We start from the raw sequence: 20,210 nt of genomic DNA, 5'->3' as shown, positions 1-20,210 counted from the left end.
TACTTTTGTAAAACTAAATTATATGTCATGGCACAATTCTTAGGATTTTTTGCATGGTTATTTATGGAATTTGCTGGATTCTGGTGTATTGCTTTCTTAGCAACTATCCCATTTATCTGGATTCCAATGTGGATGAACAATACTCGTAAAGAAAAAGCTGGTATTATCACTGCTGAAGAGCCACGCCAAACAATTGCAAATCAAGAAGGATATACTGTTTTATACAAAAAGTAAGACCTTCATTTTTTCGAAAAAATGAAAAGGATTCAATATTGAATCCTTTTTTTATTTGTCTTCGACGTAATTTCTTAATGAAATTTCTAATAACTCTTCCCACCCAGCCTCAAAACTATTTCTTGAAAAATTAGTATCATCTTGTGGAAAACTTGCAATTCCTTCATGAATTAGTTTTAAATGACTAACATTATCAAATTCAAGATCTGGATTTATGATAAAACTTACCACCGATTCACCATCATACATTGGATATGTCCAGGTGTAAACCAATTTGTGATATAAAAAGATATCTTCTATTTTACATTCATGAAGATATTCACCAGCATAAAATTCAAATTTATTTCCAATTTTTAGCTCAAAATCCTTTACATCAAAATACCAATCTTTCATCGCATCTGGTTTTGAAATGGCATTCCATAAAGCTTCAATTGAGCAATTGTATTGCTTTTCGATAATTATAAGATTTCCTATCATAATATGTGGTTTTAAGATCAATTAGAATTCATTCAATTATAATTCCAAAATTCACATTTAGATAATATTGCATCATTATTAATATGCTTAAATTTGTGATCTAAAACAAATACACATGAAATTTAATAAAACATTTATTGGTGTTTTATCTCTATTTGCGAGTTTATCGCTTAATGCGCAACAAAAACAATCTGATAAACCAAAATTAGTAGTTGGTATTGTAGTAGATCAAATGCGTTGGGATTATTTATATCGTTTCCAAGATCGATATACAAATGAAGGATTTAACCGATTATTAAACGAAGGTTTTTCTAACGAAAACACCTATATTCCTTACGTTCCTACATATACAGCAATTGGCCATAGTACAATTTATACAGGATCTGTCCCTGCTATACATGGTATTGCTGGAAATGATTTTATCATTCAAGCGACAGGACAAGATATGTATTGCACCCAAGACGATTCGGTAAATGGTGTTGGTACGACATCTAAAGCTGGAAAAATGTCTCCTAAAAATCTATTAACTTCAACTGTAACTGATCAGCTGAAATTATCAAATAATTTTCGTTCAAAAGTTTATGGTGTTTCATTAAAAGATCGTGGTGGAATTTTACCTGCTGGTCATTTTGGTGATGCAGCTTTTTGGTTTGATGGCGAGACGGGAAATTGGATTACGAGTACATTTTATATGGATGAATTGCCAAAATGGTTAACGAAATTCAATGAAAAAAAATATGTTGAAAAATACTTAACAAAATGGAATACATTATATCCTATTGACACCTATTTACAGAGTGAAAAAGACGGAAATCCATACCGAGCAAATTATAAAGGAAATGAAGCGATGAGGTTTCCTTATGATTTAAAAGCAATGACGAAAGAGAATGGATTAGGTTTAATTCGCTCAACTCCATTTGGAAATACGTTAACTAAAGACATTACTTTAGCAATTATAGAAAATGAAAAATTAGGTAAAAATGCCGAAGGAATTACAGATTTTATTGCTGTTTCATTTTCTTCTCCTGATTATGTAGGTCATCAATTTTCGCCAAATTCGATCGAAATTGAAGATACTTATTTACGTTTAGATCAAGATTTAGGTGAAATTTTTAAATATTTAGATAAAAACATCGGAAAAGGTGAATATTTAGTTTTCTTAAGTGCTGACCATGGTGGTGCACACAATCCAAAATATTTTCAGGATAAAAAAGGTAATGCTGGTTATTTTCAGACGAGTACAGTAAAAAAAGATTTAAATGCAATTCTTGAAAAAGAATACAATGCGAAAGAAATTGTACGCTCGTTATCGAATTATCAAGTTCATTTAAATTATGATGTAATTGAAAAACAAGACCTAGATGAAGAAGAAATTCGTGAAGATATTGTAAACTATTTACGAAAAGTAGATGGTGTTTCTTTTGCCGTTGATATGGATAAAATTGGACAAGCTCCAATTCCTGCATTATTAAAAGAACGTATGATTAATGGATATAACAGAAAACGAAGTGGAGTTATCAATTATATTTTAGATCCACAATGGTACGGTGGAAAATTAAATGCTGGTGGAACAACACATGGAACTTGGGGTTCTTATGATTCGCATATTCCATTCGTTTTAATGGGTTGGGGAATTAAACCAGGTAAAAATTACAATCCGGTTTATATGACTGATATTGCTCCTACAATTTCAGCCTTATTAAAAATTGAAGAACCTAACGGAAACATAGGAAAACCTGTTGTAGAAGTTTTTCAAAAATAAATTTTAAAGCGACCCGATGAGGTCGCTTTTTTTTATAATTTAATCAATTCAACTCGCCTATTTTTTGCTTTATTTTCTTCTGTATCATTAGCTACTAAAGGATTTTCTGCACCCAAACCCTTTGCTGAAAGTCTATTTTTATCAATCCCAGATTGAACTAAATTTTTTAGCACTTCATTCGCCCGTTCACTTGATAATTTTTTATTGTAATTTCCATCACCCGAATTATCTGTATGTCCTTCTATCGATATTTTTAAAGAATGATCTTTTTTCAAAGCTTCTGCGATTTGTGAGATAAGTTCTTTACCATCATAAGAAACTTTAGATTTATCAACTTCAAAATTAATGTATAAAATAGATTTGCCTTTTTCATTCAAATCTTTCACAATTACATCAGATGTAACTTTCTTAATCGTTTGATTTAGTTTGCCTTCTTGTAAAATGTTTAATTTACCTGAAGCATTATCAGCACTAAATTGTACGTAAATATTTCCTTTTTCTTTGGTACGAATTATATAACATTTAACTGCTTCATTTTCATATCCAATATCTCCTTCATTGCCAATGTTTGGATCATTGTCCTTTCTTTCTTGATATTGCTCTTTCGTCAATTTTCCATCAAAAACCTTCACTGCACCTATAGAGGTTAAATAATCTTCTAAACTTTTGATAAAATAATGCTGTGAAAACGGAACCTCACTTGTACCTTTTATATTCGCTTTATATATTTTACCTTCAATAGGCTCATATTCCTTTTCTATTGGGAAATATATGATGTCAAAATCTCGAACCAAAGGTTTGTTCATTTCTACAATATTCTCAGGAAGGGTGAAAAATGGAAAATCGCCAATATAAGCGGTTATAAATGGTATTTTTTCGATAGAAAATGGATTTGAAACTGTGATACTATCATTGATAATTTTTTCATTCGTTTTTATCTCAGTCTTATTTTCAGATTTACTACACGAAAATAATAAAGTAGTTGTGCCAAGTAATAGTATAATTCTTTTCATAAAATGCTAATTCATAATTAGATAAATATATGAAAGCTCTATAAATAAACAAATTACAAATAGTTAAATAATTATTATTTGTTTCAATTACAATAATGATTTAAATGAAATATTTTACAATTAATTCTCGAAAAATTATATTTTTACACTAAACACTACAAAACGATGAAGTTTCAACAACCTATTATTTCTATACAAGCATTAGAAACTATTTTAGATGATCCAAATCTTATTTTATTAGATTGTTCTATTGATAAAGTTGGAAAAAAATTAGATGATTTGAATATTGAATTGATACCAAATTCTCATTTTTTTGATATTGAACATCGATTTTCTGACTCACGTTCTGAATTGCCACACACACTTGTTGATGAAAAAACATTTACAAAAGAAGCACAATTTTTAGGTATAAATAAAGATAGTGTAATTGTTTGTTACGACCGTTGGGGAGTTTATTCAAGTCCGAGAGCTTGGTGGATGTTCAAGGTAATGGGATTTGCTGAGGTTTATGTTTTAAATGGTGGAATTATAGCTTGGAAAAATGCAAATAAAAATATTTCAAAAACATATCAAATCGCTGAAAATTTAGGGAATTTTGAAGCAAAATTGAATGAAAATTGGTTAGCTAATGTTAACGATGTTTTAGATGCTATTGAGCAACCTTCTATCAAAATAATTGATGCTCGTTCTTCTGTAAGATTTAATGCTGAGGTCGATGAGCCACGTCCAGGTTTAAGAAAAGGTCATATCAAAAATGCTGGAAATATTCCTTTTGAATTGGTTTTAGAAGATGAATTTTATAAATCTAATGATGATTTGGCTATAATTTTTGAAAAATTCAATGATAAAGAAGAACTAATTTTTTCTTGCGGATCTGGAATTACGGCTTCTATTTTAGCTTTAGCGAATCATCAAATTAATCAACAACAAGTAATAAAAATATATGATGGTTCTTGGGCTGAATGGGGAAAAGATGAAGAATTACCGATTGAATAACAAATGTTGATTTACAAAAACTACGACGAGTCTACGTTACAATTAAATAATATTTTAAAGTATAGTTTCTATATTATAATTTTAATACTTGGATCAGTAATTTTATATATTTTGATTCAAGAAATCATCTTTGAATTCACCATATTCTTTTTCATTTATTTAATTCTATTCGGATATTATATTTACAAAAAAACATTATCTGTTGAATATTTCGAATTGCATGAAGAATATGTTTTAACGAAAGGATTATTTGATCTTAATTGGAAGAAAACACCAATTCAAGAAATTACGTATGATTATAATTACAAAAAAGATATAGAATATTTAACCATCCATTTGGGTGATAAACTATTTGAATTTGAAGCATCATCAAATCTGACTATTTCAGCTTTTTTTGAATCAAATTGTGAAAAAAATATCTTTTATCAACGATCTTGGAAATATAAATTCTATTATTTTTTATGTTTTACACCTTTACTATTAACAATTATTTTTGGTGTTGTATTAAGACGTAAGCAAGATCAATTAATGCAAGCTTCTGTTCAGGAAATTGGATGGATTGAATTGAAAGATCAAATAAATGAGATTCGTTTCAAAGGAAGAAGCGCTACTGCAACCATTGATTTAAAAAAATACAAGGATTTTGATTTTTCATATGAAGATGATTCAATTCGATTAAAAAATTTAAAAATTGGAGATTCAATAAAATTCTATATTTCTCCTTACGAATATGAACGAAAAATCTTGAAAACTAAACCATTAAATTGGTACGATCGAAATTTTGGATACAATTCCTTTAATCCATATAAAGTTGAAAAATTATAAAATTCTTATCATGTTAATTTACAAAAATTACGATGAATCCAAAGCTCAGTTACATCGATCAATTATATATGTAACTTATGGTAGTTCAATTCTTTTATTAAATTCCAGAACGAAAATATTTTTAAAAATCTGAGTGGTTTGCTCCTTTTGTTTCATAAATTTCATTTGAAATCACATATTACTCTATTAATACTATAGAATATATTATTTATATGTATTATTAAAACAAATAAAAAGGTTAAAATACTGAATTCTAACCTTTTTTATATTATTTTCTTAAATGTCCGAAATCTAATCGTAATGAAAAAATGTTTGAGTACAATCCTAAACCTTGATCTCCGAAATTAGTTAACGCATAATCGATTGAAATTCCACCATACTTAAAACCTACTCCTATATTTGGTTGAATACTCGTTTTCTTATCGCCGTTAAATTGCTCTATTTCTTGTAAATTATTTAAACCACCACGAACAAAAACCATATCATCGTAACCTAATTCAAAACCAACCATTGGATTGATTGAGAAATTACCCATAGATAATGCTGCATTTGTTTCTTGGAATTCCATCCCTAAATCGACTTCACCTAATAACGACCAACGATCATCAAATTGGAACTTCTTCCCTACTCCGACTTGTAATTTTGGTAAAGTTAATTCTGTCCCTTCAGCTGGTAAATCATTCAAAATTGTTTCTTCAGGATCAGCAGGTCCATCAACTATGATTGGTTTTAATTCGTTATAATTAATTTTCCAAGCATTAAAAGTCGTTGTAATATCACGAGCCATAGCACCTAAATACCAACCATCATCTGTACGATATTGTAGACCTAAATCTAATCCAAAACCTATCCCTTTCGCAAATTTCCCAATGTGGCGATATACAACTTTTGCATTTGCACCAACTTGTAAATCTTTATTGCCTAAGAAATAACCTGCATAAGACATTGTTAAAGCATAATCAGCAGTAGAAAATTTTGTGATTTTATCGTAATTAATATTTCCTTGATTATCGATTAATTCAGTTGTATTTAAAATATCATCTACACCAAAGCGCATCAATGAAAAAGCAACTGTCGAATTACTTTCTCTTAATGGAATAGCAACAGCAGCATAGTCAAACTTAGCAACCGATTGGAAATATTCAGCATGCATTGCAGTAGCATCAACTCCCCAATATACTTCTGTTAAACCCGCAGGATTCCAATAACTGGCGTTCGCATTTCCAATATTGGCAACAACTGCATTACCCATTGCAAAAGAACGTGCATCAACACCAATATTGAGAAATTCGTTAGAGTATTTTCGAGCAGTTTGTGCCTGAATGCCTAAACTTGTAAATACGCTTATAAGGAAAACAATTTTTTTCAAAGGTTTTAAATTATCAATTTAGAACTCAAAATTAAATGAAATATTGTATTTTCTTTACTATAATCGCTTTTGTTTGTACTTTTGTAGCTGAAATTTATTTACATGAAATTATTTACAATCCCTAATTATCTGACCTTATTAAACTTATCGTGCGGAGTTTTATCTTGCGTTCTAATCGCATCAAGCAATGGAAACGTAACTACACAAACGGTAACTTTAGTAATGATATTCATGATTATTTCTTTGGTTGCAGATTTTTTAGACGGAATGGTCGCACGTTTATTAAAACAAAGTAGTCCAATTGGTGGAGAATTAGATTCATTGGCAGATTGTATTTCTTTCGGAATGGTTCCAGGTTTAATGTTATTTGCAATGCTGAATAATTTATCGTCAGATTTTATATTTGAAAATGAAAATTTAAATATTTCTGCATTGTCTCTAATTGCTTTACTTGTTCCAGCATTTTCAGCTTTACGTTTAGCTAAATTTAATTTAGACGAAGATCAAACAACATATTTTAAAGGATTAGCAACACCATCTAATACTTTATTTATATTCTCTATTTTTTCACTTTATTATACAAATGGAAAAATCATTAGCCCTGAAATTGATACGTATTTATTAATTGCAATTTCTATTGTATTTAGTATTTTATTAATTGTAGATTTACCGTTGTTTGCTTTCAAATTCAAAGGATTTGGGTGGCAAGAAAACAATTATAAATATATATTTTTAATAATTACAATTGCCTTATTAGCATTATTTCAAATATCAGCTATTCCTTTTGTAATTTTATTATACGTAATCATTTCAATTTTGTTTAGAAAAAAAATCACAAATGAACTTGACTAAAAACATCTGTTTCTTTGATTTAGAAACGACAGGAATCAATATATCTAAAGATAGAATTGTAGAAATTTCTATTGTTAAAGCATTAACGAACGGAGAAAAAGAAGTAAAAACTTGGAAAGTAAATCCAGGTATTCCGATTCCTCCAGAAACAACTGCAATTCATGGAATCAGTGACGAAGATGTAAAAGACGCTCCATCTTTTAAAGAAATTGCGCCGCAAATCATGGAAATGATAAAAGATTCTGATTTAGGCGGTTTCAATTCAAACCGATTTGATATTCCTTTATTAGCTGAAGAATTAATCCGTAATGGTTTTGATTTTGATTTAACGAAACATCGTCCTATAGACGTTCAGGTGATTTATCACAAAATGGAACCGCGTAATTTATCTGCTGCTTATAAATATTATTGCGATAAAGATTTAGTTGATGCGCATTCTGCTGAAGCTGACACTTTAGCAACTTACGAAATTTTTAAAGCACAGGTTGAGAAATACGAAGAATTAGAAAATGACAATCAATTTTTAAGCGAATTTTCGAGCCAAAGAAAAACTGCAGATTTAGCAGGTTTTATCCATATTGATGCGCAAGGAGATGAAACGATTAGTTTCGGGAAATATAAAGGTCAAAAAGTGAAAGATGTATTCGCTAAAGATCCGGGATATTACGCATGGATACAGAATGCTGATTTTCCATTATATACCAAAAAAGTTTTTACAAGAATTAAATTAAAATCATCATTCTAACGATATGAAAATTATTTGTGTTGGTCGCAACTACGAAGAGCATGCTAAAGAACTAAATAATGAAGTACCTGATGCGCCAATGTTTTTTATGAAGCCTGATTCTGCTATTTTAAGAAAGAATTTCCCGTTTGTAATTCCTACGTTTACAAAAGAAGTTCATTTTGAAACTGAATTAGTCATAAAAATTGATCGTGTTGGTAAAATGATACAACCTCAATTTGCAGATCGTTATTTTTCTGAAATTGGTTTAGGTATTGATTTTACAGCTCGTGATGTGCAACAAGAATTAAAAGAAAAACGTTTTCCTTGGGAAATTGCCAAAGCATTTGATGGATCGGCATTTGTATCAGAATTTTTTCCGAAAGAAAATTTTGATTTAGAAAACTTAAATTTTTCAATGAATCGAAACGGAGAACAAGTTCAAACTGCAAATACAAAAGATATGATTTTTAATATCAATACGTTGATTGCGGAATGTTCTAAATATTTCACATTAAAAAAAGGAGATTTAATCTATACAGGAACTCCGGCAGGCGTTAATAAAATCAATTCAAAAGATACATTGGAAGGTTTTATCAACGATGAAAAAGTATTCGAAGTAAAAGTATTATAAAAGTTAAGCGTTCCAAATGGAACGCTTTTTTTATATTTAAACTTTAATACACTATATGAATAAACTTTTACTTACTGCATTTTTATTGCTATTTACAAATGAAATGAAGGCGCAAATGCCTGTTGATTTAGCACGAATTGAGACTTTAGCAAAAGATTCAACAAATACAGAATTTTATTTCGAAAACTTAAAAGAAAAATTTGAGAAGAACCCACAAGATTTATCAAAACATCAGTTACAAGTGTTGTATTATCAGCCGATAAACACGTTAGGAAGTTTTAAATATGATATAAGTACTACAGGAATATATGCTAAATTTAAAGAGCTAAAATTCAAAAAATTCATACAAGAAGCTGAAGCTAAATTAGAAGAAATGCCTGCTAATTTAACTATATTGTTCTTACTTTCTCTTGCCTATGGAGAAACAAAAGATGGAACTAATCAAGCAAATAATTACTCGAAAAAATTTAAGCTTGTATTTGAAGCTATAAAAGAAAATAAAAGTCTAACAGATTTAGACCATTTAATTGAATTAAACTGTGTTGTCGATGAATATATTATTTTACAAATTTTAGGATTAGATTCAAATTCATTAAATCGTACTTCTAAAATGAGTAAAGATTATACCATAGATACATTTGAAAAAAATGGTGAAAAAATTCACTTTAAAATTTTAAGAAATAATATTTTTAAATAAAAAAAGGAGCTTTAAAAGCTCCTTTTTTTATGATAATTGCTGAATAAAATTCGCATCAATAGTATTAAAATCTTCACAAATCCAAGTTGCTTTTGATAAATCTTGTCGTTTCGTATTTTGACTTACATAACCTAATACTTTAATATTAGCTCTAACACCGGCTTCAATTCCGTTGGTCGAATCCTCTATAATGATGCATTCATCTTTTGTAGAATTTGCTAAAGAAGCTGCGTGTAAAAAAATTGCTGGATCTGGTTTAGATTTAGGAAAATCTTCGCCCGAAACTTTAGCTTTAAAAAATTGATTCAAATCAAAACGATTAAACACACGATCAATCGTTGATTTAGAAGCCGAAGAAGCTAAAATTAATTCAAAACCATTGGTATGTAAATCTTTAATCAAATTTTCAACACCTGAAATTAATTCTAAATTAGGTTTCGTATCAAATGCTTCGTTGAAAATTGCTCGTTTTCTTAAAACTAACTCATTCACCTCTTTAGTCAAATTAAATTTATCCTTTAAAATTTGATAAACATTTTTAGTCGATTGACCTGTGAAAGTTGCAAATAATTCTGGAGTTACTGGAATATTTAATTCCTTATAATGTTCATGATAAGCATAGTGGTGAACAGGTTCCGTATCCACAATTACACCATCCATATCAAAAATTACAGTTTTTATCATTTGTGTTTGTTTGTGCAAAAGTAAAAAACTAAACTTACTTTATGGATTGTAATTCATTATTAAATTCTGAATAATTACTTTTTTTAAATTACCGAGATACTAAAACTATTTTTATCTGATTTATAAATGAAAAAAGCAATTCGTAAGAATTGCTTTTTATATTTTATTTATGTTCAATTACATCAGGATTTTGATGATTTGAATTTGCTTCTAATTTCTTATCATATTTCTTTTTGATATAATCAGCAGCTAATGACACCGCTACACCACCAACAATTCCGTATATAGAACGTTTCCCTAAAAAACGAGCTACAGTAACACCTGTAGTCGCTGCAGTTGCTAATAAACCTAATTTTGTACCTTTTGTTTTAGAATTATTTCCTAAAATATTTAATAATGTTTTCATAGAATTTATGTTTAGAAGGATTAAATCAAACAATATTCCAAAAATTAAATCCATAAAAAAAGCTTAGATTTCTCTAAGCTTAAAAGTTATTAATATTGAATAACGATGTAATCTATTTGTTTTTTTAAGTCAACAAATTCAATTAATAATTGTTGTTCAAGTTCTTTTTCAATCACATAGTTATGTAATTTCTTTGCTATTTTTGCTGTTAGATCTTTCTTTTTATCGTCTTTATTAGATTTTTTGTCCTTCTTGTTTTTGTCTTTTTTCTTCTTAGACTTTTTCTTTTTCTTCTTATCTTTTTTAGACTTTTTATCTTCTTTTTCTTTTTTCTTAACTTCTTTACGAATAACTTCTAATTGATCTAAAATTTCTTTAAAAGCTGGTAAATCGTCAATTTGCTCTTCTAATAACTCGTCTAAATCTGTCGTTGCAGCTAAAGTAATTAATTCTGCATGTGCATTATCTAAAATAATTGGACGAATTGTAAATGCTAAACCTTCGTTATTGTCATCAACTTCTTCTTCCTCATCTTCCATTACAAGGTACGAATCTTCATCATCCAATGTAATTTCTTCATTTAATTCGTATTCTTCAATAATTTCATCACCATCAACTACAATGTAAGACTCTTCATCATCTAAAGAAATTTCAGCATTTTCTTCGTATTTAACACCTTCTGCTTCCTCTTCAAAATTTTCATCTTCATCAACTTCTGCAGGCTCTACAACTTGATAAGTTTCTCCTTTAACGATTAAAAATAATTGATCATCTTCATCTGTAAAAAACTTTTCAACTTGCGAAAATTCAACTGTTGAAGTAATGCCATCTTTATGTACGAAAAAGATTAATTTTTCTAATGCTTCTGCTACTAATTCGTTTGAAATATTAAAATCAATATCATCAAATAAACGAACAAACATTACGGCGATTGGACGTAATTTTTTTTCAACTTCTACTGAAGCTACTCTTTCTTCAATCAATTGAAATAATTGTGAAGTAATGTAATAATTATGAATTGAACTCATAGCATTTTTATATTGAATTTACTCAAATTTAGCACATCCGATTCATAAAAACAATTGTAATACAAAATCAAATTTTAGAAAACTGAAGATTAAAGGTTTAACATAAGAAAATAAAGCAATCAATCCATAATTACTCCATAATGCTCCACTATCCTTCACTTATTAGTATAATTAAATATTTACTTTGATATGAATTGATTTTAACTTATTTTAGATTATCAAAGAAACTTAAAACTATGGCTCGCATTGATAAAGATGGTTTAATAAGAGGTAAAATTGGAGATTTTGTATATCGTAATTATCGAGGGAAACAAATTGTACAACGTGTAGCTGATGAAACTAAAACTTCAGAAAAAGTAAAGAAAAATAATAACGAATTCGGTTACGCCAGTTCTAAGGAATCAGCCATTCGTAATTTTTTCATTCATCAATTAGATCTAATCAATGATGGAAATTTACACAACCGTCATCGCAAAGTTTTATATGAATTATTAATCCATAATCATGCGAAGGATGCAAACGAACGTAAACTTTTAGATGGAAACCCGAAACAATATATTGGTTTAAATTTTAATGTAAATTCCAAATGGGAAGATTTTATGCCATATTATCTGCCTGTTAATGAAGATAACAATAAATTAACTATTACAATACCTGAACTTTATACCAAGTCATTTCAACAAAAAGTAAAAGATAAACCTTTTGATCATCTGAAATTGAGCCTAATATTATGTTCAATCGATCCTGATTTAGAACAAAATCCAAACGCAATTATTTACAATCAACGTGAAATTACGTTATATCAAAATCAGAAAGTTGAAGAAATGAAATGGGAAATCACAAACCTCCCTCCTAACCGATTCTTATTACTTTTAGGTAAAATCGAATATTTTGAGATGAATTCTATTTTTGGATTAAAAAGTCTAAAAACAAAAGATCTATGCCCCGCTTGTGTTTTATATGCTGCGAAATTTTAGCTTTTCGATCTGGAAATTTCAATTTGAATCATTAACAAATCAATACTATTTAAGCGTATAAATTATATTTTATCTAATTCGTTTCGGGATTGAATTATGAATATCTTAATAAACGAAATAAAAAGGCATTTTTAAAGCTTTTACAAGCAAATTATGTAGTGGAAATCTAAAGACTTTGGCTTAAATATTAGATTATTTAAAAATTTAATAATTATTTATACTTTTTGTTGGGTTTTATCTAAACCTCATCGAGAAGGAATTATCAAATTCACAACACAAAAAAAGCCAAATCGATTAGATTTGACTTTCTATATTTTTATTTTGATTTGGTTAAAAATTGATTAATACAACACTACTTATTATCCAATAATAATTTTTGAAACTCTTTTCCAATCACCGGATTTATAAGATAACTTTTATCTTGTTGCAAAGTAAAAATACTAATCGTCGCATTAATTTCTGGTGAATATAAAACTTCAGTTCCCCAAAAACCACCATGTGCATAAACGCTGAAACCTAAATCAGAATGAAAAGTATTTGAAATTCCTAAACAATAATCCGTTTTCTCAACTGGCAAAACATAAGAAATCATTTTATTTAAAACCATTTGATTTTTGATGATATTACCTTCAAACAAATTATGGTAAAATAATGCTGCTTCTTTTGCTGTCGATGCATAACCACCACCGCCATAAAGATCCCAAGAAGGATTGATTTGATAAGAATCCATCTTATTTTTAGTAGAATATTGATGTGCCAAAGCCAGCGTTTGATTTGGATACTTCTCTAAATTAATAAACCATGTTTTCGATAAACCTAATTCTTTAAATTTAAGTAAATCTCTCATCGATTTATAAAACGGCTTTTTATTTATTTGCTCAATAATTTCCGTTAAAAGCAAATAATTGATATCTGCATACAAGAAATTTTCACCTACTTTTTGAGGAGTTCCAACCTCAACAGCTCTTTTCATTTGCTCTTCTTTCGTCCAATTGTAAGTTGGATTCTGAATAACAAAATCAAAATAAGATTGGTCAGCGTAATCTTGAATTCCAGAAGTATGTGATAATAAATTTTTTACAGTTATTTCTTCTAAATTATATCCATCATCCTCAAATAACTTTCGAGTTTCTTTAGATAATAGATACTTAATTGGTTGATCTAAACTAATTTTTTCGAGTTCAACTAAACGTAAAATAGCAGCAGAAACATAGGTTTTCGTATTACTAGCGATTAAAACTGGTTGATTTGAATTTAAAATCGAATTAGTTGTAACATCAGAAACACCTTTTGCATAACTCCAAGATATATTATGATTAGGAGCTTCAACATGTACTATAATTCCTATCGCATCCTTATTTTTTTCGTAAATAGAATCGATTTTTTCTTGAAAAACAGGTTGTAATTGACTAAACGCTAATGTTGGCAATAATAATATTGAAACGATAAATGGCTTATACATAATGAATAATTTAACGAAATAAATCTTGATTTGAAATACTTATATATTTTTAATATTGTTTTGAATTGGATTGAAATGATAAAATATCATAAAAATAGATGATGCTAGCCAGAATAAGTAACCTACGGGAAAAGATTCATAATTTATCACATTAATTAAATTTATTCTTAAAATCAAATCCAAACCGAATAAGGACATTTGTACAAATGCTAAAACACTTAGAAATTTACTTACTTTATTTTTCCTAAAGAAAATCCAACTTAGTAAAATTGTTAAATTTCCAAGCCAACAAATAAAGTCTATTTTTTCATCAAAAATTGTTATATAACCACAAAGTAAATACAATAAACCAACTGAATGAGAAAAGTTGAATTCTTCAAATGATTCTGACAAATCATATTGTACTGGTAATGCAAGACTTAATAAAAAACAAGCTATACTTATTAAGAGATAATTTTTAGTTTTCATCTGCTATAATAGCTTTTTCTTTTTGGAACAATTTTGTAGCTACAATCTGTAAAAGCATAGCTATAATCCAAAACCAATATCCAAATAATGTTAAATCATATTCACGTACTTGCATAAAATTTAACTGAGTGACATGATTAATTCCGAAAAGAAAAGCTAAAAAAGTTCCGATTGAAACCAAATAATTAGCAAATTTTTTACGATAGAAAATCCATGAAATCAATAAAGTAAAATTAGCTAACCAACAGAAAAAATCAACGTAAGCAAATAACATCCATCCTAATGCAACAGCTTGATAACCAAAAAAATCATAAGAAATTATTTTATCAGCTATAATATCTTTTGGAAAGTAGATCGGACAAAACAAACTGATTGTATAGACTACAATGCTAGCGATCAAAAAATATTTACTTTTCAAACTTATTTTCTATTTCCTTGATTTGATTACCTATTGCCTTACCTACTTTTTTTAATTCACTTTTCGGTGCAAATAAAGTATAAATAGCTAATCCGACTCCAATTCCAACTAAAGCACCTATTTTTTGATTTCTATTAATTCCTTTCGAAATTGCAATTCCTGCAGCAGCCCCAGTTGTAACAATTGAAACTGTATTTTCAAAATCTTTAGATTTTGTATTTAATGTATCTAAAATGTTATTCATATTTATTTCTTTAAAGTAATTAAATATAATGACTCTTAATTTATTTTAAAAATTGTGCTTATTAAATCTACGAATTATCTTTGCTTACAAGTTTTAAGACTATGAATATTCAAGAAAGAATCCTTGCTTTACGCGAAGAAATCAGTCAACATAATTACAATTACTACGTTTTAGATAATCCTTCAATTTCTGATTTTGAATTTGATTTGAAATTGAAAGAATTGATAAAATTAGAACAAGAAAATCCACTATTTTTTGATGTCAATTCACCTTCTCAACGTGTTGGTGGTATGATCACTAAAAATTTCCCAACGATTCAACACGAATTTAGAATGTATTCTTTAGATAATTCTTATTCAGTTGAAGATTTACAAGATTGGGAAAAACGTATCGAGAAACAATTAGGAGACGAAAAAGTAGAATTTGTTTGTGAATTAAAGTATGATGGTGCGTCTATTTCTATTTATTACGAAAATGGAGAATTGAAACAAGCCGTAACTCGTGGTGATGGTTATCAGGGTGACGAGATTACAAATAACATTCGTACAATTCAATCCATACCTTTAAAATTAAAAGGCAATTTTCCGGAAAGATTTTATATGCGAGGCGAAATTACGATTCCTTTGGATACGTTTAAATTGATTAATGAAGAACGTGCGAATAATGGATTAGAATTATATGCCAATCCTAGGAATACAGCCTCAGGATCTTTAAAATTACAAGATAATACTGAAGTATCTAAACGTGGTTTACAATGTTTTCCGTATTATTTTGTAGGTAACAATTTACCATATGCTACACAATGGGATATGCTACAAGGTGCAAATGAGCTTGGCTTTAAAGTTCCGAATACGTCAAAATTATGTTCTTCTTTAGAGGAAGTTTTAGAGTTTGTGAATTATTGGGATACTGAACGTAAAAATTTACCTTACGAAACTGACGGAATTGTTATAAAAGTTAATTCATTAGCACAACAAGAAGAATTAGGATATACAGCTAAAGCTCCACGTTGGGCAATGGCTTATAAATTTAAAGCCGAAGCTGCCGAAACTGAATTATTAAGTATCGATTACCAAGTTGGTCGTACAGGAGCAATTACACCTGTTGCTAATTTAGCGCCTGTATCATTAGCTGGAACGATCGTAAAACGTGCATCAGTTCACAATGAAGATATTATTAAGAAATTGGATATTCGCATTGGAGATAAGGTTTATGTGGAAAAAGGTGGAGAAATTATACCAAAAATTGTTGGAGTAAATACAGATGTTCGCGAACCTGGAACTCAAGAAATCGAATTTATTAAAGAATGTCCGTCTTGTGGTACAGAATTGATTCGTAAAGAAGGTGAAGCGCAACATTATTGTCCGAATGATACGGGTTGTGAACCACAAATTATCGGAAAATTAGAACATTTTATTTCTCGTAAAGCGATGAATATTGATAGTATTGGTGGCGAAACTGCGGCTCTACTATTCCAAGCTGGGTTAGTTAATAACGTAGCTGATTTCTATACGTTACAAAAGGAAGATATTTTACCATTGGATCGAATGGCTGAAAAATCTGCTCAAAATATTATTAATTCGGTTGAAAAATCGAAGGAACAACCTTTTGAGAAAGTGCTTTATGCAATAGGAATCCGACACGTAGGTGAAACGGTTGCCAAGAAATTAGTAAAACATTTTCAAAATATTGACCGATTAATGGCTGCTACGATGGAAGAATTAGTTTCGGTTGGAGATATTGGAGAAAAAATTGCGATTTCAATCAAAGATTACTTTAAAGATGAAGATAATTTAGCTTTAATTGAACGATTACGTGCATACGGATTAAATTTTGAAATTGGCGAAGAAGCTAAACCATTATCAGATGCATTAGAAGGAAAAACTTTCTTATTTACAGGAACTTTAACAAAATTTACACGAACTGAAGCGCAGAAAATGGTCGAAGCCAACGGAGGAAAAAATATATCTGCCGTTTCTAAAAACTTAAATTACTTAATTGCAGGAGAAAAAGCTGGAAGTAAATTAAAGAAAGCTGAAGAAATTGGGACAGTTGTAGTTTTAACTGAAGATGAATTTTTAACAATGATTAACGGATAATGGGTGCTGGTTTTGCTGTGATTCTTTTAGGAATCATTATTTTATTGTTGGTTCCATTTATTTATTTCGGAATCAGAATGGCAGGTTATCCAAGAGCTGCTATTGGTATAAGTTTAGGTGTTTTTTTAGTTGTTTCTATTCCTTTGATAAGTTTGGCTTACAGAGGGAAAATGTACAGTAAAGATGATGCTTTAGTTGACTTTCAAGCGGCTAAAATTCAGGTGAAAGGACCTCTAAGAATTCTTACCAATGATATTTCAGGTTTTAAGTCTGTTCAACAGGAAACTACTTTTATTTTAGATTCGACTGAAGTGAATGAAATCATTAAAAGAATTGAAAATAGAAATGATTTTTTAATCTCTCCAACTTTATTGAATTTGAGAGATGAAATGAACCGTAAGCATGGAAATAATGTAATACGAAACTATCGACATAAAGAAATGTATATCATTGAAACTTATGATAAGTTAGATGAATATACAGTTAAATCTTCTGAGTTTATTTTTAAGAAAAATAACGATACCGTTCAATTTAAGAAGTTAGAAGATTATTAAAACTTAAAAAGCGACCCGATAAGGTCGCTTTTTTTTATTTAATTATATCAATCATTTATCGTATCAAAATTGTAATTAATATCACCGTATCGATCTTCAATAGACATAAGATATAGACCAAAACATAGAAATCCGGCAATTATAATTATAATAAAAGCAAATAATAAAATCACCCATTTTAATTTCACTTTACTCAAATATCTATTTTCAATCATTTATCGTATAAATTTTATAATATGCTATTTCAGATTGATTTATTTTCTTTTGCAGTTGAGCTGAATCAAGTTGAAAGTGATTAAAATCTTTAGCCGTTCTTGGTTTGGTTAAGTACATTCCTAAGACAGAATCTTTACGATTTATTATTCCAAATTTATATTGGTTAATCTTTAAAGTATCAAAATATAACGTATCATTCCTAACTATATAATTACCTACTTTTCTACTCGGTCCGAAACAAAAAGATTCTTGAATATAGATCCCATTCTTTATAAAAGAAAATGAAGAACTACAACTTGCTACACCTTCTTTATAAATAAACAAACAAAACATCATCACCATAAATCATTTTATCATTTATAAAACCGAATGGTTTATATGCAATTAGTCCTAATATAATACTGCTTATACATAAAGCGACTATATGAGAACGTATTGGATTATTCATCCATTTATAAATCCCAACTAGAATCATTACTAGAATTGAAATGAATAATAAAATTTCAACGATATAAAGGACAAAGCTTATTACTTGCAGATTTAAAAATCTTTGAAATTGGATAAAAATAAATAATGATAAACTTATAATTAATAGTGTTTTGAAATATCTAGACATTTCGAATAATTTTAAATAAACCCAAGATTAAACTAACTATACATAATGCAAATCCAAAATACATTATTGCTATAGCAATGAAAATTCCTTGATTAAACCAAGGAATGAATCCAGTCCAAATTAATGCGTTAAAAATCCATCCGATAATTATTAATAATATCGATAATAGAAACAATTTAGTAAACGGAAATGTTTTAAACATAAATTCAAAACGGAGAATAATTAAATCTATTGCAAAAAAAAAGCGACCTCATCGGGTCGCATATATATTAGATCTAAAACAATTTTTATTTAGAAGTTTCGTGGAAACGATTTGCTCTTCTGAAAGTTCCCAAATCATTAAATCGTACACCATGAGCCTTCATTACTTCGTGAGCTTTTTTACGAGCAATATGACGTACATAAAATGTTTCGTTAACAACAAAATGATGAATTGCATGTGTCCAACCAAAAAAGAAACAAAAGATTTGGAAAGGATAAGTCCACCAAACAGTTAAAACTTGTGTTTGTTCAATTACATTTCCTTTTTCTACATCACCAAAATAATGAAGATTAGAAGTAATGAAATGCAAAGAAAATTGACGTAATAAGTTTGGTAATAAAACAATGTAAATAATAGGATTACTCCATTGTAAAACAGCGTCTATCCAAGTAGGTAAAACAAAATCTGTATTAAAAATTCCATTAATAAAATTTACTACCGCATCAGCAGAATAAATGTATAACAAAATGTGAGCAATAATTGTTAAAGGAATTAAACCAAATACCCCGTAAAGTTTTAATTTATTTGCAACTTCAAATTTTAAGTTACCATTTTCAACTTCTTTTTTGATGTCACCAAATAATCCAACAACGCGTAATAAATTACCTAATACTAAATCTGGCGTAAAGATTAAACGTTTTAATGACCATTTTTCTCCATTCGTTACTCCACGCTCTTCAACATCATGTAAAGTTCCAGAGAAACGATGGTGATGGAAATGAAGAGTTCTACGGAACCAAGGATTAAGTGTTAATGGTCTTAAAATCCAAATCCATCCTAACATAAAATTATGAACCGCTCTGTTACTTTTAAAATACATATAATGGATTAAATCGTGTTCTAATTCGTGTAATAATCCAAATAAAAATGCATTGGCAGGTATTAAAACCCAAGCAGGAACAATACCGATGTACCATAAATAACCTAATAATAAACTTAACACTACTGCAAATGCAAAAATTGCAAAACCAATAGCATTTTGATGTTTAAGAACGGGATATTTCGCCTTTAAGTCTTTATATGATTGTGTAATTTCTTTACGAATTGCACTTGTTCTTTGTTGATGCGTCACGTTATGAATTTTATTAATAAATCGCAATTTAGTCAATTATATGCAAACTAGATATAAGTATTTATTAAGTTAACTAAATCACAACATATTAATTTAATTTATTAACACTTTTTCTGCGATA

23 protein-coding genes are annotated in these 20,210 nt (G+C 28.8%); 11 read left to right on the top strand and 12 right to left on the bottom strand.

Going from position 1 to position 20,210, the window contains the following annotated elements:
- Positions 1-27: 27 nt before the first annotated feature.
- On the top strand, positions 28-234 hold the full coding sequence (locus tag J9309_RS11835) for a hypothetical protein (RefSeq protein ID WP_230476091.1): 207 nt from the start codon (positions 28-30) through the stop codon (positions 232-234).
- Between the two features lie 51 nt (positions 235-285).
- Here J9309_RS11835 and J9309_RS11830 read toward each other — a convergent pair whose 3' ends face one another.
- Positions 286-711 (bottom strand): SRPBCC family protein, encoded by a 426-nt coding sequence (locus J9309_RS11830; protein WP_230476090.1) that lies wholly within the window; start codon positions 709-711, stop codon positions 286-288.
- A 115-nt stretch (positions 712-826) separates the two neighbouring features.
- On the opposite strand from J9309_RS11830, the gene pafA reads away from it, so the two are divergent.
- Positions 827-2,473, top strand: coding sequence for an alkaline phosphatase PafA (gene pafA / locus J9309_RS11825; RefSeq protein ID WP_230476089.1), 1,647 nt, complete (start codon positions 827-829; stop codon positions 2,471-2,473).
- A 32-nt stretch (positions 2,474-2,505) separates the two neighbouring features.
- On the opposite strand, the gene J9309_RS11820 is transcribed toward pafA, so the two are convergent.
- Positions 2,506-3,486 (bottom strand): OmpA family protein, encoded by a 981-nt coding sequence (locus J9309_RS11820; protein WP_230476088.1) that lies wholly within the window; start codon positions 3,484-3,486, stop codon positions 2,506-2,508.
- A 165-nt stretch (positions 3,487-3,651) separates the two neighbouring features.
- On the opposite strand from J9309_RS11820, the gene J9309_RS11815 reads away from it, so the two are divergent.
- Both J9309_RS11815 and J9309_RS11810 read left to right on the top strand, forming a co-directional pair.
- On the top strand, positions 3,652-4,482 hold the full coding sequence (locus J9309_RS11815; protein WP_230476087.1) for a sulfurtransferase: 831 nt from the start codon (positions 3,652-3,654) through the stop codon (positions 4,480-4,482).
- 3 nt (positions 4,483-4,485) lie between these two features.
- On the top strand, positions 4,486-5,307 hold the full coding sequence (locus J9309_RS11810; protein WP_230476086.1) for a hypothetical protein: 822 nt from the start codon (positions 4,486-4,488) through the stop codon (positions 5,305-5,307).
- 268 nt (positions 5,308-5,575) lie between these two features.
- Here J9309_RS11810 and J9309_RS11805 read toward each other — a convergent pair whose 3' ends face one another.
- Entirely contained in the window at positions 5,576-6,676 is a 1,101-nt protein-coding gene (locus tag J9309_RS11805; protein ID WP_230476085.1) for a putative type IX sorting system protein PorV2, read from the bottom strand.
- Positions 6,677-6,778: 102 nt separating this feature from the next.
- Here J9309_RS11805 and J9309_RS11800 point away from each other — a divergent pair, with 102 nt between their 5' ends.
- Genes J9309_RS11800 through J9309_RS11785 form a run of 4 tightly spaced genes read left to right on the top strand, consistent with a single transcriptional unit; the run spans position 6,779 to position 9,583 of the window.
- Positions 6,779-7,528 carry a CDP-alcohol phosphatidyltransferase family protein gene (locus J9309_RS11800; RefSeq protein ID WP_230476084.1) on the top strand — a complete coding sequence of 250 codons (750 nt, stop codon included), beginning with the start codon at positions 6,779-6,781 and terminating at the stop codon, positions 7,526-7,528.
- Entirely contained in the window at positions 7,515-8,273 is a 759-nt protein-coding gene (locus J9309_RS11795; protein ID WP_230476083.1) for a 3'-5' exonuclease, read from the top strand. Before J9309_RS11800 ends, J9309_RS11795 begins: the two co-directional genes overlap by 14 nt.
- Before the next feature lie 4 nt (positions 8,274-8,277).
- Positions 8,278-8,886 carry a fumarylacetoacetate hydrolase family protein gene (locus J9309_RS11790; RefSeq protein WP_230476082.1) on the top strand — a complete coding sequence of 203 codons (609 nt, stop codon included), beginning with the start codon at positions 8,278-8,280 and terminating at the stop codon, positions 8,884-8,886.
- A 55-nt stretch (positions 8,887-8,941) separates the two neighbouring features.
- Positions 8,942-9,583 carry a DUF4919 domain-containing protein gene (locus tag J9309_RS11785; RefSeq protein ID WP_230476081.1) on the top strand — a complete coding sequence of 214 codons (642 nt, stop codon included), beginning with the start codon at positions 8,942-8,944 and terminating at the stop codon, positions 9,581-9,583.
- 27 nt (positions 9,584-9,610) lie between these two features.
- Here the strand turns inward: J9309_RS11785 and J9309_RS11780 are convergent, their stop codons facing one another.
- The 3 genes from J9309_RS11780 to J9309_RS11770 all read right to left on the bottom strand — a co-directional run bounded on the left by J9309_RS11780 (position 9,611) and on the right by J9309_RS11770 (position 11,701).
- Positions 9,611-10,267: an HAD family hydrolase gene (locus tag J9309_RS11780; protein ID WP_230476080.1), complete on the bottom strand. Its 657-nt coding sequence runs from the start codon at positions 10,265-10,267 to the stop codon at positions 9,611-9,613.
- A 163-nt stretch (positions 10,268-10,430) separates the two neighbouring features.
- Entirely contained in the window at positions 10,431-10,673 is a 243-nt protein-coding gene (locus J9309_RS11775; protein WP_230476079.1) for a hypothetical protein, read from the bottom strand.
- An 89-nt stretch (positions 10,674-10,762) separates the two neighbouring features.
- Entirely contained in the window at positions 10,763-11,701 is a 939-nt protein-coding gene (locus J9309_RS11770; protein ID WP_230476078.1) for a hypothetical protein, read from the bottom strand.
- A 236-nt stretch (positions 11,702-11,937) separates the two neighbouring features.
- Here J9309_RS11770 and J9309_RS11765 point away from each other — a divergent pair, with 236 nt between their 5' ends.
- A complete protein-coding gene (locus tag J9309_RS11765) occupies positions 11,938-12,678 on the top strand; it encodes a hypothetical protein (protein WP_230476077.1) in 741 nt (246 codons plus the stop codon).
- Positions 12,679-13,030: 352 nt separating this feature from the next.
- Here J9309_RS11765 and J9309_RS11760 read toward each other — a convergent pair whose 3' ends face one another.
- From J9309_RS11760 to J9309_RS11745, 4 genes are read right to left on the bottom strand one after another with little or no spacing between them, the layout of a single operon-like run.
- The gene (locus J9309_RS11760; protein ID WP_230476076.1) at positions 13,031-14,140 is read right to left on the bottom strand and encodes a serine hydrolase domain-containing protein; all 1,110 of its coding nucleotides are present in this window, start codon (positions 14,138-14,140) and stop codon (positions 13,031-13,033) included.
- A gap of 39 nt (positions 14,141-14,179) precedes the next feature.
- The gene (locus J9309_RS11755) at positions 14,180-14,608 is read right to left on the bottom strand and encodes a hypothetical protein (protein ID WP_230476075.1); all 429 of its coding nucleotides are present in this window, start codon (positions 14,606-14,608) and stop codon (positions 14,180-14,182) included.
- Entirely contained in the window at positions 14,598-15,008 is a 411-nt protein-coding gene (locus tag J9309_RS11750; RefSeq protein WP_230476074.1) for a hypothetical protein, read from the bottom strand. Before J9309_RS11750 ends, J9309_RS11755 begins: the two co-directional genes overlap by 11 nt.
- Before the next feature lie 7 nt (positions 15,009-15,015).
- A complete protein-coding gene (locus tag J9309_RS11745; RefSeq protein WP_230476073.1) occupies positions 15,016-15,270 on the bottom strand; it encodes a hypothetical protein in 255 nt (84 codons plus the stop codon).
- Positions 15,271-15,371: 101 nt separating this feature from the next.
- Here J9309_RS11745 and ligA point away from each other — a divergent pair, with 101 nt between their 5' ends.
- On the top strand, positions 15,372-17,369 hold the full coding sequence (gene ligA / locus J9309_RS11740) for an NAD-dependent DNA ligase LigA (protein WP_230476072.1): 1,998 nt from the start codon (positions 15,372-15,374) through the stop codon (positions 17,367-17,369).
- Positions 17,369-17,923, top strand: coding sequence for a hypothetical protein (locus tag J9309_RS11735; protein ID WP_230476071.1), 555 nt, complete (start codon positions 17,369-17,371; stop codon positions 17,921-17,923). Before ligA ends, J9309_RS11735 begins: the two co-directional genes overlap by 1 nt.
- Positions 17,924-18,130: 207 nt before the next feature.
- Here the strand turns inward: J9309_RS11735 and J9309_RS11730 are convergent, their stop codons facing one another.
- Together J9309_RS11730 and J9309_RS11725 are read right to left on the bottom strand one after the other, a co-directional pair.
- A complete protein-coding gene (locus J9309_RS11730) occupies positions 18,131-18,475 on the bottom strand; it encodes a hypothetical protein (RefSeq protein ID WP_230476070.1) in 345 nt (114 codons plus the stop codon).
- A gap of 567 nt (positions 18,476-19,042) precedes the next feature.
- Complete coding sequence (locus J9309_RS11725; RefSeq protein WP_230476069.1) at positions 19,043-20,089, bottom strand: hypothetical protein; 1,047 nt, start codon at positions 20,087-20,089, stop codon at positions 19,043-19,045.
- Between the last annotated feature and the right edge of the window lie 121 nt (positions 20,090-20,210).

The sequence above is a fragment of the Faecalibacter bovis genome (assembly GCF_017948305.1).
In the GTDB taxonomy this organism is placed as follows: Bacteria; Bacteroidota; Bacteroidia; order Flavobacteriales; family Weeksellaceae; genus Empedobacter; species Empedobacter bovis.
This window is presented reverse-complemented; position numbering and strand designations above follow the sequence as displayed.

Coding starts and splice junctions, on each gene's coding strand:
- J9309_RS11835 (WP_230476091.1), top strand. CDS start 28: ATGGCACAATTCTTAGGATTTTTTGCATGGTTATTTATGGAATTTGCT.
- J9309_RS11830 (WP_230476090.1), bottom strand. CDS start 711: ATGATAGGAAATCTTATAATTATCGAAAAGCAATACAATTGCTCAATT.
- pafA (WP_230476089.1), top strand. CDS start 827: ATGAAATTTAATAAAACATTTATTGGTGTTTTATCTCTATTTGCGAGT.
- J9309_RS11820 (WP_230476088.1), bottom strand. CDS start 3,486: ATGAAAAGAATTATACTATTACTTGGCACAACTACTTTATTATTTTCG.
- J9309_RS11815 (WP_230476087.1), top strand. CDS start 3,652: ATGAAGTTTCAACAACCTATTATTTCTATACAAGCATTAGAAACTATT.
- J9309_RS11810 (WP_230476086.1), top strand. CDS start 4,486: ATGTTGATTTACAAAAACTACGACGAGTCTACGTTACAATTAAATAAT.
- J9309_RS11800 (WP_230476084.1), top strand. CDS start 6,779: ATGAAATTATTTACAATCCCTAATTATCTGACCTTATTAAACTTATCG.
- J9309_RS11795 (WP_230476083.1), top strand. CDS start 7,515: ATGAACTTGACTAAAAACATCTGTTTCTTTGATTTAGAAACGACAGGA.
- J9309_RS11790 (WP_230476082.1), top strand. CDS start 8,278: ATGAAAATTATTTGTGTTGGTCGCAACTACGAAGAGCATGCTAAAGAA.
- J9309_RS11785 (WP_230476081.1), top strand. CDS start 8,942: ATGAATAAACTTTTACTTACTGCATTTTTATTGCTATTTACAAATGAA.
- J9309_RS11780 (WP_230476080.1), bottom strand. CDS start 10,267: ATGATAAAAACTGTAATTTTTGATATGGATGGTGTAATTGTGGATACG.
- J9309_RS11775 (WP_230476079.1), bottom strand. CDS start 10,673: ATGAAAACATTATTAAATATTTTAGGAAATAATTCTAAAACAAAAGGT.
- J9309_RS11770 (WP_230476078.1), bottom strand. CDS start 11,701: ATGAGTTCAATTCATAATTATTACATTACTTCACAATTATTTCAATTG.
- J9309_RS11765 (WP_230476077.1), top strand. CDS start 11,938: ATGGCTCGCATTGATAAAGATGGTTTAATAAGAGGTAAAATTGGAGAT.
- J9309_RS11760 (WP_230476076.1), bottom strand. CDS start 14,140: ATGTATAAGCCATTTATCGTTTCAATATTATTATTGCCAACATTAGCG.
- J9309_RS11755 (WP_230476075.1), bottom strand. CDS start 14,608: ATGAAAACTAAAAATTATCTCTTAATAAGTATAGCTTGTTTTTTATTA.
- J9309_RS11745 (WP_230476073.1), bottom strand. CDS start 15,270: ATGAATAACATTTTAGATACATTAAATACAAAATCTAAAGATTTTGAA.
- ligA (WP_230476072.1), top strand. CDS start 15,372: ATGAATATTCAAGAAAGAATCCTTGCTTTACGCGAAGAAATCAGTCAA.
- J9309_RS11735 (WP_230476071.1), top strand. CDS start 17,369: ATGGGTGCTGGTTTTGCTGTGATTCTTTTAGGAATCATTATTTTATTG.
- J9309_RS11730 (WP_230476070.1), bottom strand. CDS start 18,475: ATGATGTTTTGTTTGTTTATTTATAAAGAAGGTGTAGCAAGTTGTAGT.